The 17,746-nt window shown below is 58.9% G+C and carries 13 protein-coding genes; 9 read left to right on the forward strand and 4 right to left on the reverse strand.

All coding sequences use genetic code 11. From position 1 onward, the window contains the following. Positions 1 to 13 precede the first annotated feature (13 nt). The 3 genes from tamA to CE636_RS17515 are packed head-to-tail and all read left to right on the forward strand — an operon-like array spanning position 14 to position 5,867. The gene (tamA, locus tag CE636_RS17505; RefSeq protein WP_017900582.1) at positions 14 to 1,747 is read left to right on the forward strand and encodes an autotransporter assembly complex protein TamA; all 1,734 of its coding nucleotides are present in this window, start codon (positions 14 to 16) and stop codon (positions 1,745 to 1,747) included. Next, on the forward strand, positions 1,744 to 5,520 hold the full coding sequence (gene tamB, locus CE636_RS17510) for an autotransporter assembly complex protein TamB (RefSeq protein ID WP_017900581.1): 3,777 nt from the start codon (positions 1,744 to 1,746) through the stop codon (positions 5,518 to 5,520). The genes tamA and tamB overlap by 4 nt, the downstream gene beginning before the upstream one ends. A 2-nt stretch (positions 5,521 to 5,522) precedes the next feature. Next, on the forward strand, positions 5,523 to 5,867 hold the full coding sequence (locus CE636_RS17515; protein WP_002886724.1) for a gamma-glutamylcyclotransferase family protein: 345 nt from the start codon (positions 5,523 to 5,525) through the stop codon (positions 5,865 to 5,867). Between the two features lie 145 nt (positions 5,868 to 6,012). Here the strand turns inward: CE636_RS17515 and CE636_RS17520 are convergent, their stop codons facing one another. Both CE636_RS17520 and ppa read right to left on the reverse strand, forming a co-directional pair. Continuing rightward, positions 6,013 to 7,200, reverse strand: a complete 1,188-nt coding sequence (locus CE636_RS17520) for a hypothetical protein (protein ID WP_017900579.1) — start codon at positions 7,198 to 7,200, stop codon at positions 6,013 to 6,015. Between the two features lie 74 nt (positions 7,201 to 7,274). Next, positions 7,275 to 7,805, reverse strand: coding sequence for an inorganic diphosphatase (gene ppa / locus CE636_RS17525; protein WP_002886766.1), 531 nt, complete (start codon positions 7,803 to 7,805; stop codon positions 7,275 to 7,277). Positions 7,806 to 8,208: 403 nt separating this feature from the next. Here ppa and ytfQ point away from each other — a divergent pair, with 403 nt between their 5' ends. The 4 genes from ytfQ (at position 8,209) to yjfF (ending at position 12,812) form a co-directional block, all read left to right on the forward strand. Then, entirely contained in the window at positions 8,209 to 9,165 is a 957-nt protein-coding gene (gene ytfQ, locus CE636_RS17530; protein ID WP_002886769.1) for a galactofuranose ABC transporter, galactofuranose-binding protein YtfQ, read from the forward strand. Between the two features lie 123 nt (positions 9,166 to 9,288). Continuing rightward, positions 9,289 to 10,791 (forward strand): galactofuranose ABC transporter, ATP-binding protein YtfR, encoded by a 1,503-nt coding sequence (gene ytfR / locus CE636_RS17535; protein WP_008807146.1) that lies wholly within the window; start codon positions 9,289 to 9,291, stop codon positions 10,789 to 10,791. Positions 10,792 to 10,801: 10 nt separating this feature from the next. Next, positions 10,802 to 11,827 (forward strand): galactofuranose ABC transporter, ATP-binding protein YtfT, encoded by a 1,026-nt coding sequence (gene ytfT, locus CE636_RS17540; RefSeq protein ID WP_004206491.1) that lies wholly within the window; start codon positions 10,802 to 10,804, stop codon positions 11,825 to 11,827. Then, positions 11,814 to 12,812, forward strand: coding sequence for a galactofuranose ABC transporter, permease protein YjfF (gene yjfF / locus CE636_RS17545; RefSeq protein ID WP_002886825.1), 999 nt, complete (start codon positions 11,814 to 11,816; stop codon positions 12,810 to 12,812). The genes ytfT and yjfF overlap by 14 nt, the downstream gene beginning before the upstream one ends. 44 nt (positions 12,813 to 12,856) lie before the next feature. Here the strand turns inward: yjfF and fbp are convergent, their stop codons facing one another. Then, on the reverse strand, positions 12,857 to 13,855 hold the full coding sequence (fbp, locus tag CE636_RS17550; protein ID WP_004206493.1) for a class 1 fructose-bisphosphatase: 999 nt from the start codon (positions 13,853 to 13,855) through the stop codon (positions 12,857 to 12,859). A gap of 175 nt (positions 13,856 to 14,030) precedes the next feature. Between fbp and mpl the strand changes: the two genes are divergently transcribed. Beyond that, positions 14,031 to 15,404, forward strand: a complete 1,374-nt coding sequence (mpl, locus tag CE636_RS17555) for a UDP-N-acetylmuramate:L-alanyl-gamma-D-glutamyl-meso-diaminopimelate ligase (RefSeq protein ID WP_004206494.1) — start codon at positions 14,031 to 14,033, stop codon at positions 15,402 to 15,404. 68 nt (positions 15,405 to 15,472) lie between these two features. Continuing rightward, positions 15,473 to 16,000, forward strand: a complete 528-nt coding sequence (locus tag CE636_RS17560; protein WP_017900578.1) for a GNAT family N-acetyltransferase — start codon at positions 15,473 to 15,475, stop codon at positions 15,998 to 16,000. Between the two features lie 43 nt (positions 16,001 to 16,043). On the opposite strand, the gene CE636_RS17565 is transcribed toward CE636_RS17560, so the two are convergent. Next, positions 16,044 to 17,252: an aldose 1-epimerase family protein gene (locus CE636_RS17565; protein ID WP_017900577.1), complete on the reverse strand. Its 1,209-nt coding sequence runs from the start codon at positions 17,250 to 17,252 to the stop codon at positions 16,044 to 16,046. Positions 17,253 to 17,746 lie beyond the last annotated feature (494 nt).

The raw sequence follows: 17,746 nt of genomic DNA on the forward strand, positions 1-17,746 counted from the left end.
TTCAGGAGAAAATGTGCTAAAAATCCGCCAGTTATGTGTCACCAGCCTTTTGCTGGTCAGCGGGGTCGCCAGCGCAGCGAATGTGCGTTTGCAGGTTGAGGGATTATCCGGAGAGCTGGAGAAAAACGTTCGCGCCCAGCTTTCCACCATCCAGAGTGATGAGGTCACGCCGGATCGTCGCTTTCGCGCGCGCGTCGATGACGCCATTCGGGAAGGTCTGAAAGCGCTGGGATATTACGAGCCGACGATTGAATTTGATCTGCGTCCGCCGCCGAAAAGGGGCCGTCAGGTGCTGATCGCCAAAGTGACCCCGGGTGAGCCGGTGCGCATTGGCGGAACCGAGGTGATTCTGCGCGGCGGCGCCCGCACCGACAGCGACTATCTGGCGCTGTTGAAAACCCGCCCGGCCATCGGGACGGTGCTCAACCACGGCGATTACGACGGTTTCAAGAGCTCATTGACCCGCGTCGCCCTGCGCAAAGGCTACTTTGACAGCGAGTTCAATAAAAGCCAGCTTGGGGTCTCCCTCGACCGTCATCAGGCGTTCTGGGATATCGATTACGACAGCGGCGAACGCTATCGCTTTGGCCACGTCACCTTCTCCGGATCGCAAATTCGCGATGAATACCTGCAAAACCTCGTGCCGTTTAAAGAGGGCGACTACTACACCTCGCAGGACCTGGCCGAGTTAAACCGCCGCCTGGCGGCGACCGGGTGGTTCAGTTCGGTGGTGGTGGCGCCTGATTTTGCTAAGTCACGGAAAACCAAGGTGCTGCCTCTGCAGGGCGTTGTCTCGCCACGCAAAGAGAACACCGTGGAAACCGGGGTAGGGTTCTCCACAGACGTCGGTCCGCGGGTGAAAGCCACGTGGAAAAAACCGTGGATGAACTCCTATGGCCACAGCCTGACCTCCAGCGTCAGCCTCTCCGCCCCGGAGCAGCAGTTTGACTTCACCTATAAAGTCCCGCTGCTCAAGAGCCCGCTCGAGCAGTACTATCTGATGCAGGGCGGCTTTAAGCGTACCGATCTCAATGACACCCAGGCCGACTCCACCACCTTGGGGTTGTCGCGTTTCTGGGAGATGTCGAGCGGCTGGCAGCGGGCGATTAACCTGCGCTGGAGCCTGGACCACTTTACCCAGGCGAACGTCACCAACACCACCATGCTGATTTACCCGGGGGTCTCGGTGAACCGCACTCGCTCCCGCGGCGGCCTGATGCCTACCTGGGGCGATTCGCAGCGCTACTCGGTGGACTACTCCAACACCATGTGGGGCTCGGACATCAACTTTATCGTGATGCAGGCTCAGGACGTCTGGATCCGTACCCTCTATGACCGCCACCGCTTTGTGGTGCGCGGCAACCTGGGTTGGATCGAAGCGGACAACTTTGACAAGGTGCCGCCGGACCTGCGTTTTTTCGCCGGGGGCGATCGCAGTATTCGCGGCTATAAATACAAATCCATCTCGCCGAAGGACGATAACGGCAAGCTGATCGGGGCCTCGAAGCTGGCCACCGGCTCGCTGGAATATCAGTACAACGTCAGTGGCAAGTGGTGGGGCGCCGTGTTTGTCGATAGCGGCGAAGCGGTCAGCGATATTCGCGAGAGTGATTTCAAAACCGGCGCCGGGGTAGGCGTGCGCTGGCAGTCGCCGGTGGGGCCGATCAAGCTGGATATCGCCCGGCCAATCGGCGACAAAGAAGAGCATGGTTTACAGTTTTACATCGGTCTGGGGCCTGAATTATGAGTTTATGGAAGAAGATAAGCCTCGGCGTCTTAATCGTGTTGGTTCTCCTGCTGGGCACCGTCGGGTTCCTGGTGGGCACCACCACCGGCTTGCATCTGGTGTTCAAAGCGGCGGATCGCTGGGTGCCGGGGCTGGAAATCGGCAAAGTGACCGGCGGCTGGCGTGATTTAACCCTCGATAATGTCCGCTATGAGCAGCCCGGCGTGGCGGTGACCGCCGGCCAGTTTCATCTCAGCGTCAGGCTGCGCTGTCTGTGGGACAGCAGTCTGTGCGTAAACGACATCTCGCTGCGCGATATTTACGTCGCCGTCGATACGAAGAAGATGCCGCCCTCTGCGCCGGTCGAGGAAGAGGAGAGCGGGCCGCTGAATCTCTCCACCCCTTATCCGATCGCCCTCAGCCGCGTCGCGCTGCATAACATCAACGTCAAAATCGACGATACCGCGGTCTCCGTGCGCGATTTTTCCACCGGCCTGAACTGGCAGGAGAAAAACCTGACCCTGACGCCGACCTCGCTGCAGGGGCTGCTGATCGCTCTGCCGAAGGTGGCGAAAGTGGCGCAGGAGCAGGTGGTCGAGCCGAAAATCGACAACCCGCGGCCGCAGGAGAAACCGCTCGGCGAGACGATGACCGACCTCTTCTCGCAGCCGGTGCTGCCGGCGATGACCGATGTCCATCTGCCGCTTAACCTCAATATTCAGGCGTTCCGCGGCGAGCAGCTGCGCCTGACCGGCGATACCGATATCACCGTGTACAACCTGCTGCTGAAAGTCAGCAGTATCGACGGGCAGATGAAGCTCGACGCCCTCGACATCGACTCCGATCAGGGCAAGGTCAGCGCTTCGGGCAGCGCCCAGCTACAGGATAACTGGCCGGTAGACATCACCCTCGCCGGAACGCTGAACGTCGACCCGATGAAAGGGGAGAAGGTGCAGCTGAAGGTGGGCGGCGAGATACGTAAAACGCTTAAGGTCGGAGTGGACTTAAGCGGGCCGGTCGCGGCCACGCTGCGGGCGGACGCGCAGCTGGCGGAGGCCGGGCTGCCGCTCAATATGGAGCTGAAGAGTAAGCAGCTCGCCTGGCCGTTCAGCGGCGAGAAGCAGTTCCAGGCCGACGACGTCCAGCTGAAGTTCAGCGGCAAAATGACCGACTACGCGCTGGCCTTCTCCACCGCGGTGAAAGGCCAGTCGCTGCCGCCGGCGAAAATCGCCCTCAACGCCAAAGGCAATGAGCGGCAGATCAATCTCGACAAGCTGACGGTCAATGCCCAGGAAGGGAAAACCGAGCTGAAAGCGCTCCTCGACTGGCAGCAGGCGATCAGCTGGCGCGGCGAGCTGACCCTCGACGGCATCAACACCGCCAAAGAGGTGCCGGACTGGCCATCGAAGCTCAATGGCAGGATCAAGACCCAGGGCAGCCTGTACGGCGGCAGCTGGCAGATGTCGGTGCCGGAGCTGAAAATTACCGGCAACGTGAAACAGAACAAGGTGGATGTTTCGGGCTCGCTGCAGGGCAACAGCTATCTGCAGTGGAAAATCCCGGGGCTGCATCTGGCGTTAGGCCCGAACAGCGCCGATATCAAAGGCGAGCTGGGGGTGAAGGATCTGAATCTCGACGCCACCATCGATGCGCCGCACCTGGATAATGCGCTGCCGGGGCTCGGCGGGACGGCGAAGGGGCTGGTGAAAGTGCGCGGCACTGTCGATGCGCCGCAGCTGCTGGCGGACATCACCGCCCGGGCGCTGCGCTGGCAGGAGCTGACCATCGCCCAGGTCAACGTCAAAGGGGATGTGAAATCCACCGATCAGATTGGCGGCAACCTGGACGTACGGGTGGATCGCATCAGCCAGTCGGGGGTGAATATCAGCCTGGTGCAGCTCAATGCCAAAGGCACTGAGAAGCAGCATGAGCTGCGGCTGCGGGTGCAAGGCGATCCGGTTTCCGGCCAGCTGGCGCTGGCGGGCAGCTTCGATCGTCAGGCCGAGCGCTGGAGAGGCGCGCTAAGCGATACCCGCTTCCAGACGCCGGTGGGGCCGGTGGCGCTGACGCGCAGTATCGCGCTGGACTATCGCAACCAGGAGCAGAAAATCAGCATCGGGCCACACTGCTGGACCAACCCGAACGCCGAGCTCTGCGTGCCTGAGACCATTGACGCAGGCGCCAGCGGGAGGGCGCGGGTGAATCTCAACCGCTTCGACCTGGCGATGCTCAAGCCGTTTATGCCGGAGGCGACCCAGGCCAGCGGCGTCTTTACCGGTAATGCCGATGTCAGCTGGGACACCACCAAAGAGGGGCTGCCGCAGGGTAAAGTGACCCTCAGCGGGCGCAACGTCAAAGTGACCCAGGTGGTCAATGACGCCCCGCTGCCGGTGGCATTCGATACGCTGAACCTCAGCGCCGACCTGCATAACAATCGCGCGGAGCTGGGCTGGCTTATCCGCCTGACCAACAATGGCCAGCTGGATGGGCAGGTGCAGGTCACCGACCCGCAGGGGCGGCGTAACCTCGGCGGCAACGTCAATATCAGCAACTTCTCGCTGGCGATGATCAACCCGATTTTCGCCCGCGGTGAAAAGGCGGAGGGAAGGCTCAACGCCCGTCTGCGCCTGGGCGGCAACGTGAAGAGTCCGCAGCTGTTCGGCCAGATGCAGTTAAGCGGGGTGGATATCGACGGCAACTTTATGCCGTTTGATATGCAGCCGAGCCAGCTGGCGATGAACTTCAACGGCACGCGCTCGACCCTGCAGGGGACGGTGAACACCCGTCAGGGGCAAATCGCCCTCAGCGGCAACGCCGACTGGACGCAGATCGATAACTGGCGGGCGCAAATTGCGGCGAAAGGCAGCCGGGTGCGGATCACGGTGCCGCCGATGGTCCGTCTCGATGTATCGCCGGACGTGGTGTTTACCGCCACGCCAAGCCTGTTCAACCTCGATGGCAAGGTGGATGTGCCCTGGGCGCGGATCGTGGTCAACGAGGTGCCGGAGAGCGCGGTTGGCGTGTCTTCTGATGAAGTGATGCTCGACAAAAACCTCAAGCCGATTAATCAGCAGAGCGCCGGGATCCCGATCAACAGCAACCTGACGATCCACGTCGGCAACAACGTTCGTCTGGAAGCCTTCGGTCTGAAAGCGCGTCTGACCGGCGATCTGAAAGTGGCGCAGGACAAGCAGGGGCTGGGACTCAACGGGCAGATCAATATTCCGGACGGCCGCTTCCACGCCTATGGCCAGGATTTGATTGTGCGCAAAGGGGAACTGCTGTTCTCCGGTCCGCCGGATCAGCCATTGCTGAATATCGAAGCAATTCGTAACCCGGATGCCACCGAAGACGACGTGATCGCCGGCGTTCGCGTCACCGGCTCCGCCGATCAGCCGAAAGCGGAGATCTTCTCTGACCCGGTTATGTCCCAGCAGGAAGCGCTGTCTTATCTGCTGCGCGGCCAGGGTTTGAGCAGCGGACAGAGCGATAGCGCCGCGATGACCTCAATGCTTATTGGTATGGGGGTTGCACAAAGTGGTCAGGTTGTGGGTAAAATCGGCGAGACGTTTGGCGTAAGCAATTTGGCGTTGGACACCGAAGGGGTAGGCGACTCTTCCCAGGTGGTGGTCAGCGGCTATGTACTGCCGGGTCTGCAGGTAAAATACGGGGTCGGTATCTTCGATTCCCTGGCGACGCTGACTTTACGTTATCGCCTGATGCCTAAGCTATATGTGGAAGCGGTGTCTGGCATCGACCAGGCGCTCGATTTGCTCTATCAGTTTGAGTTTTAGCAATGCGAATATTTGTTTACGGCAGTTTACGACGCAAACAAGGCAACAGCCACTGGATGACCAACGCCCAGTGGCTGGGCGCTCATAGTGTCGACGATTATCAGCTGTACAGCCTGGGCCACTATCCAGGCGCGGTGCCCGGCGAAGGCACAGTACATGGTGAAGTTTATCGTATTGATGCATCGACGCTGGCCGAACTGGATGCGCTGCGCACCAAGGGGGGCGAGTATGCGCGCCACCTGATTCAGACGCCTTACGGCAGCGCATGGATGTATGTCTATCAACGTTCCGTTGAGGGTTGTACGTTGATAGCGAACGGCAACTGGTTGGATCGCGACCAGTATTAACCATGACAGCGCCACCTTCGGGTGGCGTTGTTTTTTTCTGCGCCTACCTCTTACCAGAGCGGAAGATAATCCTTCGCCAGCCACGCTGTGGAAGCCAGCGTCGTCAGCGCGAGGAATAATAATCGTCGTGTTGGGGTGCTAAACATTACATGACCTCCTCGAGCGTGGTAGGAGGGGCAGCCCCCCGCAGGTAACGCCGCATCGCCGATCGCAGCTTCAGCCAGTCAGCCACCCGGCGTGACAATAACCAGGCCGTTGGGCCTATCAGCTCCAGCACCGCCAGTACCCCACCAAAACAGAGTAACAATAAGGACAGCATGTCCAGCGAATCCTGAACCTGCCACCAGACGCGCCGGCCTGACTGAAGGGCGCTGACGAGTTCTACTCCGAGAAATAACAGATACATCACCAGCGCGAGGCCGTAAAACAGGTAATAGAGCAGCGACAGCTGTCGGCGTCCAGGATAGAGCGGATGGTTTTTTATATAAGCCGCGCCGTCGCTGGCATTGTATAGCGCATGGATCGCCCGGCTGTCGCGCTCGTATACGGCGAGGATGCGATCGCCGGTGGCAAGAAACGGCGGCTGACAACGGTAAAACACCGGATGCAGCGCGAAATTAGCGCAGCCTGCCTGCCACCAGAAGGCCAGCGGCAGGGAACCGCATTGTATCCCGAGGCCGTGATATTCGCGGGTTGGATTGCCTGCATACCACTTCTTAAAGTGGGCGTCGATGATGATGTCTGCCTGAGCGGCATAGCGTTCCGGCAGGGCTTGCGTAAAAGGCATTGCCGACTGGCGGAGGGCTTGCGTCGTGGCGGGTAGCGACTGGCAAAAGGAGACGTCGCGTCGGCGGGCCAGCGCCATCTTCGCCAGCAGATCGCGCATGGCGGGGTGCCGTTTTAGCGCCGGGTGGAACAGAAGCTCGTAGAGCCCGGTTAACAGCGCGATGAAGGCCAGTATCGCGATAATGCCGCAGCCGAACTTTCCCCATTCTGAGGCGCTCACCATGAGCGGGATAAGGGTGATGATGAGCGTCAGCAGGCTGATAAACAGCAGTGGCCGGGCCCAGCGCTTTACGTATTGACTGGGCTCAAGGAGCGTTTCGCCATCGCTGAGCCAGTGGATCCAGTAACTGCCGTTGTCCAGGCGGCGGGCGCCAAGATGCAGGGGCTGATTGATCTTCAGACGGTCAAAAAGCGAGGGGTCGTTAAAATAGCGTTTATCGGTATAAAAGACATGCTCGCCGGCGATAAGGCGCAGATACCCCTGTTTTTCAGAGGCGGCGGTCGTGAAGCCAGAAAAGTTAAGAGTGAAATAGCGAACGCTTTTCACGGGACACCCTCCATGGTGTTATCGCGGCAATCCGTGCCGCAATCAGGCAGGGGATGACCCTGCCTGAGACAGAATTACTTCTGCTTAGCGCGCTCGAAAGAGGCAACGATTTCGGCTTTCGCCGCTTCCGCGTTGTCCCAACCGTCGACTTTAACCCACTTGCCTTTTTCCAGATCTTTGTAGTGCTCAAAAAAGTGAGTGATCTGTGCTTTCAGCAGTTCCGGCAGGTCGTTCACATCATTGATGTGATCGTATTCTTTGCTCAGCTTGGTGTGCGGTACGGCAACCAGTTTCGCGTCTTCACCGGATTCGTCGGTCATCTTCAGAACGCCAACCGGACGGCAGCGGATCACAGAGCCCGGCTGCAGCGGGTACGGGGTCGGGACCAGCACGTCAACCGGGTCGCCGTCCAGGGACAGGGTGTGGTTGATGTAGCCGTAGTTGCACGGATAGAACATCGCTGTGGACATGAAACGGTCAACGAACAGTGCACCGCTCTCTTTGTCGACTTCGTATTTGATAGGATCTGCGTTCGCCGGGATCTCGATCACGACGTAGATGTCTTCCGGCAGATCTTTGCCCGCAGGTACGTTGAGTAAGCTCATGTCTGTTTCCTTTAAAATGTATGGCAAACAAGTGCTCGGTATTATAGCCAACTCACATCGAATGTCTTCGCTTCTTTTTCCCGATCTCGCCGCGGAGTGCTCTGAATTTTGCACGCCATAATGACATGAAAATCCATAAACATAGCCACATCATGAATAAATTTATGTAACCGTTTTCATTGCATGTGATTGATTTATCAAACTGCTTAAAAAAACGTCACAAACCGCCGCTGCCGCGCTCCCCGCGAAGCCTTATCCGCTCTCCGCTGGGCTATTGGGCTGTCATTAACATCTCATTTACTTTTTTGAAGTGTGATGTAACGCATTCAGTTACATCACCGATTGTCTATAGTTTGTCCGCAGGTGAGACTTTAACCAACAATAACCCTACGAGGATACCCTTATGTGGAAGCGCTTACTTCTTGTCACAGCAGTTTCCGCAGCTATGTCGTCTATGGCGATAGCTGCCCCGCTAACCGTAGGTTTTTCGCAGGTCGGTTCTGAATCCGGCTGGCGTGCGGCGGAAACCAGCGTCGCGAAAGAGGAAGCCGCCAAGCGCGGTATTACGCTGAAGATCGCTGATGGTCAGCAAAAACAGGAAAACCAGATCAAAGCGGTGCGCTCCTTTATCGCCCAGGGGGTTGACGCGATCTTCATTGCGCCGGTGGTGGCCACCGGCTGGGAGCCGGTGCTGAAAGAGGCGAAAGAGGCCAAGATACCGGTCTTCCTCCTCGACCGTTCCATTGATGTGAAAGATAAAGATCTCTACATGACCACCGTGACCGCCAACAACGTGCTGGAAGGCCAGCTGATTGGCGACTGGCTGGTGAAAACCGTCGACGGTAAGCCGTGTAACGTCGTTGAACTGCAGGGCACCGTCGGGGCCAGCGTGGCCATCGACCGTAAGAAAGGCTTCGCCGACGCTATCGCCAAAGCGTCGAATATCAAAATTATCCGCTCTCAGTCCGGCGACTTCACCCGCAGCAAAGGGAAAGAGGTCATGGAGAGCTTTATCAAGGCGGAGAATAACGGCAAAAACATCTGCATGGTATTCGCTCATAACGACGATATGGCCATCGGCGCCATCCAGGCCATTAAAGAAGCCGGTCTGAAGCCGGGCAAAGATATTCTCACCGGCTCCATCGACGGCGTGCCGGATATCTATAAAGCGATGATCGCCGGCGAAGCCAACGCCAGCGTCGAGCTGACGCCGAATATGGCCGGCCCGGCGTTTGATGCGCTGGAGAAATACAAAAAAGACGGCACCCTGCCGGAGAAGCTGACCATTACCAAATCGACGCTGTATCTGCCGGATACGGCGAAAGAAGAGTTAGAGAAGAAGAAAAATATGGGCTACTGAGTGGCTAGCCCCTCATCCCGGCCCTCTCCGCAAGCGGAGAGGGTAACAGGCAGCGTTCCAGTAACCCCGGCAAGCAGAGCGCGAACCGGGGCAACCTGACATCATTTGAAGGTGATATCGATTATGAGCGCCGAGGCACACCAGGAGATCCTTCGCACCGAAGGACTCAGTAAATTCTTCCCCGGCGTTAAGGCGCTGGATAACGTCAACTTTAGCCTGCGGCGCGGCGAAATCATGGCCCTGTTGGGCGAAAACGGCGCCGGAAAATCGACGCTGATCAAAGCGCTTACCGGCGTTTACCATGCCGATCGCGGCACCATCTGGCTGGAAGGCCAGGCCATTTCCCCGAAAAATACCGCCCATGCCCAGCAGCTGGGGATCGGCACCGTTTATCAGGAAGTGAACCTGCTGCCGAATATGTCGGTGGCGGACAACCTGTTTATCGGCCGTGAGCCGCGGCGGTTTGGCCTGCTGCGACGTAAAGAGATGGAGGCCAGGGCGACGGCGCTGATGGCCTCCTACGGCTTTTCCCTCGATGTGCGCGAGCCGCTGAACCGCTTTTCAGTGGCGATGCAGCAGATCGTCGCTATCTGTCGGGCTATCGACCTGTCGGCCAAGGTATTGATCCTCGACGAGCCCACCGCCAGCCTCGATACCCAGGAGGTGGAGATGCTGTTTACCCTGATGCGCCAGCTCAGGGATAACGGCGTCAGCCTGATCTTCGTCACCCATTTTCTCGACCAGGTCTATGCGGTCAGCGACCGCATTACCGTGCTGCGCAACGGCAGCTTCGTCGGCTGCCGCGAAACCCGCGAGCTGCCGCAGATTGAGCTGGTGAAAATGATGCTGGGCCGCGAACTGGACCACAACGCCCTGCAGCGGGCGGGCCGAACCCTGCTGAGCGATAAGCCGGTGGCGGCGTTCGAAGGCTACGGCAAGAAAGGCACCATCGCCCCGTTCGACCTGCAGGTCCGTCCGGGCGAAATTGTCGGCCTCGCCGGCCTGTTGGGTTCCGGACGCACTGAAACCGCCGAGGTGATCTTCGGCATTAAAACGGCGGACAGCGGGAAGGCATGGATCAAAGGCAAACCGCAAACCCTGCGCTCTCCGCATCAGGCCTCCTGCCTCGGGATCGGCTTCTGTCCGGAGGATCGCAAAACCGACGGCATTATCGCCGCCGCTTCGGTGCGGGAAAATATCGTCCTCGCCCTGCAGGCGCAGCGCGGCTGGCTGCGGCCGATACCCCGGCGTGAACAGAACGAGATCGCCGAGCGCTTTATTCGCCAGCTGGGGATCCGTACCCCCAGCGCGGAGCAGCCGATCGAGTTTCTCTCCGGCGGCAACCAGCAGAAGGTATTACTTTCTCGCTGGCTGCTGACCAAACCGCAGTTCCTGATCCTCGATGAACCGACCCGCGGCATTGACGTCGGCGCCCACGCGGAAATTATTCGCCTGATTGAAACCCTCTGCGCCGATGGTCTGGCGCTGCTGGTCATCTCCTCTGAACTGGAGGAGCTGGTGGGTTACGCCGATCGGGTCATTATCATGCGCGATCGCCGGCAGGTGGCCGAGATCCCGCTCGCCGAGCTCTCTGTACCGGCGATCATGAACGCTATTGCGGCATAAGGAGTAACTCATGATGCCTCGATCTCTTTCGCAAACCGGCCCGGAGAAGCGACGCTTCACCTGGCCGAAGGGCACCCCGCAGATCATTGCTCTGCTGCTGGTTCTGCTGGTCGACAGCCTGGTGGCGCCCCATTTTTATCAGGTGGTGCTCCAGGATGGCCGCCTGTTTGGCAGCCCAATCGATATTCTCAACCGCGCCGCTCCGGTGGCGCTGCTGGCCATCGGCATGACGCTGGTGATCGCCACCGGCGGAATCGACCTGTCGGTGGGGGCGGTGATGGCGATTGCCGGCGCGACGGCCGCCTCGATGACCGTCGCCGGACACAGCCTGGCGGTGGTGCTGCTGGCCTCGCTGGCGGCGGGCGCGCTGGCCGGGCTGTGGAACGGCATCCTCGTGGCGGTCCTTAAGATCCAGCCCTTTGTGGCGACGTTGATCCTGATGGTGGCCGGACGCGGGGTAGCGCAGTTGATCACCGCCGGGCAGATCGTCACCTTTGATTCCCCTGCGCTGGCGTGGCTTGGCAGCGGATCGTTTCTGCTGTTTCCGACGCCAGTGATCGTCGCCGCTGCTACGCTGCTGCTGTTCTGGCTGTTTACCCGTAAAACGGCGCTGGGCATGTTTATCGAAGCGGTGGGGATCAATATCCGCGCGGCGAAAAACGCCGGCGTTAATACCCGCATCGTGGTGATGCTGGCCTATGTCCTGAGCGGCGTCTGCGCGGCGATCGCCGGGATCATCGTGGCGGCGGACATTCGCGGCGCGGATGCCAATAACGCCGGGCTATGGCTGGAGCTGGACGCCATTCTGGCGGTGGTCATCGGCGGCGCTTCGCTGATGGGCGGGCGATTCAACCTGCTGCTGTCGGTGGTGGGGGCGCTGATTATCCAGGGCATGAACACCGGGATTTTGCTCTCCGGCTTCCCGCCGGAGCTCAACCAGGTGGTGAAAGCGGTGGTGGTGCTGTGCGTACTGATTGTCCAGTCGCCGCGCTTTATCGGTTTACTGAAAGGGGTACGCGGCCATGATAAAACGTAATTTACCGTTGATGATCACCCTCGCGGTGTTTGTGCTGGGCTATCTCTACTGCCTGACGCAATTCCCCGGCTTTGCCTCGACGCGGGTGATCTGCAATATCCTGACGGATAACGCCTTCCTCGGGATCATCGCCGTGGGCATGACCTTCGTGATCCTCTCCGGCGGGATCGATCTGTCTGTCGGGTCGGTGATCGCCTTTACCGGCGTCTTTCTCGCCAAAGCGATTGGCTTTTGGGGAATATCACCGCTGGTGGCGTTTCCGCTGGTGCTGGTGATGGGCTGCGCCTTCGGCGCGTTTATGGGGCTGCTGATTGACGCCCTGAAGATCCCGGCCTTTATCATCACCCTCGCCGGCATGTTCTTCCTGCGCGGCGTGAGCTATCTGGTGTCAGAGGAGTCGATTCCGATTAACCACCCGGTGTATGACACCCTGTCCGGGCTGGCATGGACCATTCCCGGCGGCGGACGCCTCAGCGCCATGGGGCTGCTGATGCTGCTGGTGGTGGTGGCCGGTATTTTTGTCGCCCACCGCACCCGCTTCGGCAATCAGGTGTATGCCATCGGCGGCAACGCGACGTCGGCGAATCTGATGGGGATTTCCACCCGCAGCGCCACAATCCGTATCTATATGCTCTCCACCGGGCTGGCGACGCTGGCCGGGATCGTCTTTTCCATTTATACCCAGGCGGGCTATGCGCTGGCGGGCGTCGGCGTGGAGCTGGACGCCATTGCCTCGGTGGTGATCGGCGGCACGCTGCTCAGCGGCGGCGTTGGCACCGTGCTGGGAACCCTGTTCGGGGTGGCGATCCAGGGGCTGATTCAGACCTACATCAACTTCGACGGCACCCTCAGCTCATGGTGGACGAAAATCGCCATCGGCATTTTGCTGTTTATCTTTATCGCGCTGCAGCGTGGGCTGACCGTGCTGTGGGAAAACCGGCAGAATGCGGCGGTGACGCGGGTGAGCGGGGCGGGGAGTCGCTAAGCGAGAGGCTCCTCCCGCAGGCGCGGGAGGAGCGGGCAGGGCGTTTAGGCGTCCGGGAACGACTTAATAAAGTTCTCGACGTCTTCCACCATGTGGTTGTTGCCGACGAAGAAGGAGCGGCGCTGGTGCAGGCTTTCCGGAACAATATCCAGAATACGCTCTTTACCATCGCTGGCCTTACCGCCCGCCTGTTCGGCAAGGAAGGCCATCGGGTTGCATTCATACAGCAGGCGCAGCTTACCATCCGGGTGGCTGGCGGTGCTTGGATAGAGGTAGATGCCGCCTTTCAGCAGGTTGCGGTGGAAGTCCGCCACCAGAGAGCCGATATAGCGTGAGGTATAAGGACGCTGAGTCGCTTTGTCCTCTTCCTGGCAGTACTTAATGTACTTCTTCACGCCCTGCGGGAATTTGATGTAGTTGCCTTCGTTAATGGAGTAGGTATTGCCCTTCTCCGGGAAGCGCATGCGCTCCTGGCACAGACAGAAGACGCCGAGGGACGGGTCATAGGTGAAGGCGTGGACGCCGCAGCCGGTGGTATACACCAGCATTGTCGAAGAGCCATAGACCACATAGCCCGCTGCCACCTGCTTGTTTCCCGGCTGCAGGAAATCTTCTTCTGTCACCGGCGTGCCAACAGGCGTCACACGGCGATAGATAGAGAAGATCGTACCGACAGAGACGTTAACGTCGATGTTAGAGGAGCCATCCAGAGGGTCCATCAGCACCACGTATTTGGCGTGTTCACACCCTTCGAAGACGACAATCTCATCTTCTTCTTCAGAGGCGATCCCGGCAACAATATCGCGTGCTCGCAGTGCGGCTTTTAATTTTTCATTAGCGAACAGATCGAGTTTTTGCTGAACCTCGCCCTGAACGTTTTCAGCACCGCTGGCACCCAGGATATCGACCAGACCGGCCTTGTTGATATCGCGGTGGATGATCTTGGCGCCCAGCTTTATTGCTGACAACAAAGCAGTCAGCTCACCGGTGGCGTGGGAGAACTCGTGCTGCTTTTCAACAATAAACTCACCTAACGTTTTCATAACTCGTTCCCTGCATTTTTATGTTGAGTAAAACGAACGCAACAATCTTAACAAAGAATCAAAAAAGTGCGCACTGGTGAATCGCGCCAGCAAAATACAGATTCGCCTGAAATGCATTTCGCCAGGGCCCGGGATATGGGTAAAATGTGCCCCGGATAAGAGAAGGAAATGACGAATGCGCATTCATATTTTAGGAATCTGTGGCACGTTTATGGGGGGCCTGGCCATGCTGGCGCGCTCCCTCGGTCATGAGGTAACGGGGTCGGATGCTAACGTCTATCCGCCGATGAGCACCCTGCTGGAAAACCAGGGGATTGATTTAATTCAGGGCTATGACCCCAGCCAGCTGGAGCCCCGGCCGGATCTGGTGATCATCGGTAACGCCATGACTCGCGGCAACCCGTGCGTTGAAGCGGTGCTGGAAAACAATATTCCCTATATGTCCGGCCCGCAGTGGCTGCACGACTTCGTGCTGCGCGATCGCTGGGTGCTGGCCGTCGCCGGGACCCATGGCAAAACCACCACCGCCGGCATGGCGACCTGGATCCTTGAAGCCTGCGGTTACCAGCCGGGCTTCGTTATTGGCGGCGTTCCGGGCAATTTCGACGTCTCTGCGCGCCTGGGCGACAGCCCGTTCTTCGTCATTGAAGCGGATGAATACGACTGCGCCTTCTTCGACAAGCGCTCCAAATTTGTTCACTACTGCCCGCGGACGCTGATCCTCAACAACCTTGAGTTCGACCACGCGGATATCTTTGACGACCTGAAGGCGATTCAGAAGCAGTTCCACCATCTGGTGCGCATCGTGCCAGGCAAAGGCAAAATTATCCTGCCGGAGAACGACATCAACCTGAAGCAGGTGATGGCGATGGGCTGCTGGAGCGAGCAGGAGCTGGTGGGCGAGCAGGGCCACTGGCAGGCGAAGAAGCTGAACGCCGACGCCTCGCAGTGGGAAGTGCTGTTTGACGGCGAAAAGGTCGGCGAGGTGAAGTGGGCGCTGGTCGGCGAACATAATATGCATAACGGCCTGATGGCCATTGCCGCGGCGCGTCACGTCGGGGTACTGCCGGCGGATGCCGCGAACGCGCTGGGCAGCTTTATCAACGCCCGCCGTCGTCTGGAGCTGCGCGGCGAAGCCAACGGCGTCACCGTGTATGACGATTTCGCTCATCATCCGACGGCGATCCTCGCCACGCTGCAGGCGCTGCGCGGCAAAGTGGGCGGCACCGCGCGCATTCTCGCCGTGCTGGAGCCGCGCTCTAATACCATGAAAATGGGCGTCTGCAAGGACGATCTGGCGCCGTCCCTTGGCCGCGCCGATGAAGTGTTCCTCCTGCAGCCGCAGCATATTCCATGGCAGGTAGCGGAAGTGGCGGAAGCCTGCGTCCAGCCGGCCCACTGGAGCGCCGACGTCGATACCCTGGCGGAGATGGTGGTCAAAACCGCCCATCCTGGCGACCATATCCTGGTGATGAGCAACGGCGGCTTCGGCGGCATTCATCAAAAGCTGCTGGATAAGCTGGCGCAAAAAGCGGCCGCGGCAGAGTAAGCCCGAGCGCCTCCGGTCACTGCCCTCCGCGTGAGGGCAGTTTTGTTTTTACCAACAGGGAGGGTGTGATGCTGACCTGCGAAAGCGTACTAACTACCGACTCGCCCCATTTCGCCATGCTGGACGCGCTCTACGCACGCGCCTTTCCGTGGCACGAGCAGCGCGAAAGCGAGGCCAAACTTCAGGCGCTGAGCCACCCGCACTACGCGCTGGAGGCGTGGTTCGATGAGAACGTATTTATCGGCCTCAGCGGCTGCTGGCTGTTTGCCGGCTACGGTTATGTCGAACATCTGGCGATCGACGATACGCTGCGCTCCCGTGGCTATGGTAAACAGCTGCTGGCGCAGATCCTGACGCGCGCCCCGCTGACTATTCTGGAAATCGATCCGCTCACCAGCGAGATCGCCCATAAACGACTGCGCTTTTATCAGTCGATGGGATTTCACGCTAACCCCTGGGCGCATCGTCATCCCACCTATCATCAGGGCATCGCGGATCATGAGCTGCTGGTGCTGAGCTATCCGCAGCCGATCGATGAGCGACAGTACCAGCAGTTTGCCCGGGATCTCGGGCACGAGGTGATGGGGCGGGAGTAGCCCGGCGCGGCGTACCGCTCCGGGCGTTCGGCTGGGGGTATTTTTACTCTTTGGCGATCGGCGTTTCGTTCTCCACCACTTTATTGTCGCCCTGAATCTGCGCGATCTTCTGCTCGACGGCGGCCACCTGGGCGCTGTCGTGCAGCAAGGTGTAGGTCAGATCAAACTGCGCGCTGGCGCCCGGCTGCAGCTGCTTCACGCGTTTTTGCTCGCGTTCAATGGTCACCGGATAGGCGTAGCTGGTCCCTGGCTCGATACCGGTGACGTAACCCTGTTTGACGGTGTCGGTGTTTTTCCACAGCGTCAGGACCGGCAGCTGGCGGGTGTCGAACTGAATAGAGGCGCCTTTATCGCCAGCCTTGTTGACCACGGCGGCCAGCGTCTGGTGATTTTCATCGGCCAGCGGCTGAATATTAAATACCATCTCGTCAAAGTCTTTGGTCGGTCCCTGATAGGTTTGCCAGGTTTTTAACCCGCTCTTGGCGTAATCATTGAACGGGCTGATGCTGGACATCGGGGCGAGGAAACGTGCGCCTTCTTCGAGGATCGGGGTACCGAAGTTGCTGTGGTAGATGATCTGATAATCATGCGGATAGTCGGCGTGATTGGTTAAGACATCGTGCAGGCTGAAGCTGTTGCTGCCCGGGATATAGCGCAGCTCGGTCATGGTCTGCAGATCGGCTTTTTTGAAGGTGCTCTCTTTCACCAGCCCGCGGACGCGAATTTCATACGGCGCGCTGTCGGCCACCTCAACCTCCACCAGGGAGGCCGGCGTGTTGCCGGCCTTGCCGTGCAGGGTATAAATTTGCCCGTCCGCGGTGACCGGATGGCCGGTCCACTCATAGCCGCAGCGGACCATCATCTCGTTGAACCCTTCCAGCCAGCCGAGTCCGTTGCGGCTCTCCAGGTTGATAAACGCCGGGTTAACAACCTCTTTGACCGGCGAATCCCAGCCCATCCGGCTGCCGAAGCCTTCCACTCGCAGCAAGTTCATGCCCCGCGTCGGGCTGAGGGTGATGGTCAGGCCGTCTTTACTGCGAATGGTGAGGATTTTGCTGCCTTCCTGCTTGCCGCCGTGCAGGACTTTTTGCTCAATGCTGAACGTATGGTCTTTCACCTTCAGCTGATCGCTGCTGATCTGCCAGTTTCCTTTATCCATGCCCTCTTCAGCACTCGTCAGCACCCATGTTTTTGCCGCGGCGGAGCCAGAAACCAGCAGAGCGATAGCCGTCAGAACCAATGTCTTTTTCATTTTTATTCCCTTTTGCTGAATCGATTGTGTCATTGACGTGTGAAATCTACCGGCATGGGGGTGATTAAAATGTGAAGCGCCTCACCTGGTGAGAAAGTGGCCGTTTTGAAGATGTTAAATGCGATAAGTGTCGTATTATTGTGCTAAGGCATGATTAATTATCACCACAAGATGTGATCTGCATTGCTTTTAGCTTTAACGATTCAGCGGTGGTGAGGCAATAAACAAAAGTATCGTTGTGCGGATTAGGGGGACTCAGGAGATGCAGCGGGAACCCCCTGCTGGCGCGATGTTGGCGTTGTAGCTGGGGAAGGTAGGCCGGATAAGGCGTAGCCGCCATCCGGTACAACGCCGGAAACGGCGCCGGATACAGTTTGCCCGGCGGCGCTGCGCTTGCGCGGGCCTACGGTGTTGAGCAAGCGTTTGATAAATCAGGTTAAGCAGCCTTTCGTAGGCCGGATAAGGCGTAGCCGCCATCCGGCACAACGCCGGAA

Source organism: Klebsiella sp. LY (genome assembly GCF_004010915.1).
Taxonomy (GTDB): domain Bacteria; phylum Pseudomonadota; class Gammaproteobacteria; order Enterobacterales; family Enterobacteriaceae; genus Klebsiella; species Klebsiella quasipneumoniae.

Bases quoted from the DNA above. Each gene is read 5' to 3' on its own strand.
- CE636_RS17560 (WP_017900578.1), top strand. From the start codon at position 15,473: ATGCTGACCTGCGAAAGCGTACTAACTACCGACTCGCCCCATTTCGCC.
- tamB (WP_017900581.1), top strand. From the start codon at position 1,744: ATGAGTTTATGGAAGAAGATAAGCCTCGGCGTCTTAATCGTGTTGGTT.
- ytfQ (WP_002886769.1), top strand. From the start codon at position 8,209: ATGTGGAAGCGCTTACTTCTTGTCACAGCAGTTTCCGCAGCTATGTCG.
- ppa (WP_002886766.1), bottom strand. From the start codon at position 7,805: ATGAGCTTACTCAACGTACCTGCGGGCAAAGATCTGCCGGAAGACATC.
- CE636_RS17565 (WP_017900577.1), bottom strand. From the start codon at position 17,252: ATGAAAAAGACATTGGTTCTGACGGCTATCGCTCTGCTGGTTTCTGGC.
- CE636_RS17515 (WP_002886724.1), top strand. From the start codon at position 5,523: ATGCGAATATTTGTTTACGGCAGTTTACGACGCAAACAAGGCAACAGC.
- fbp (WP_004206493.1), bottom strand. From the start codon at position 13,855: ATGAAAACGTTAGGTGAGTTTATTGTTGAAAAGCAGCACGAGTTCTCC.
- mpl (WP_004206494.1), top strand. From the start codon at position 14,031: ATGCGCATTCATATTTTAGGAATCTGTGGCACGTTTATGGGGGGCCTG.
- ytfR (WP_008807146.1), top strand. From the start codon at position 9,289: ATGAGCGCCGAGGCACACCAGGAGATCCTTCGCACCGAAGGACTCAGT.
- ytfT (WP_004206491.1), top strand. From the start codon at position 10,802: ATGATGCCTCGATCTCTTTCGCAAACCGGCCCGGAGAAGCGACGCTTC.
- yjfF (WP_002886825.1), top strand. From the start codon at position 11,814: ATGATAAAACGTAATTTACCGTTGATGATCACCCTCGCGGTGTTTGTG.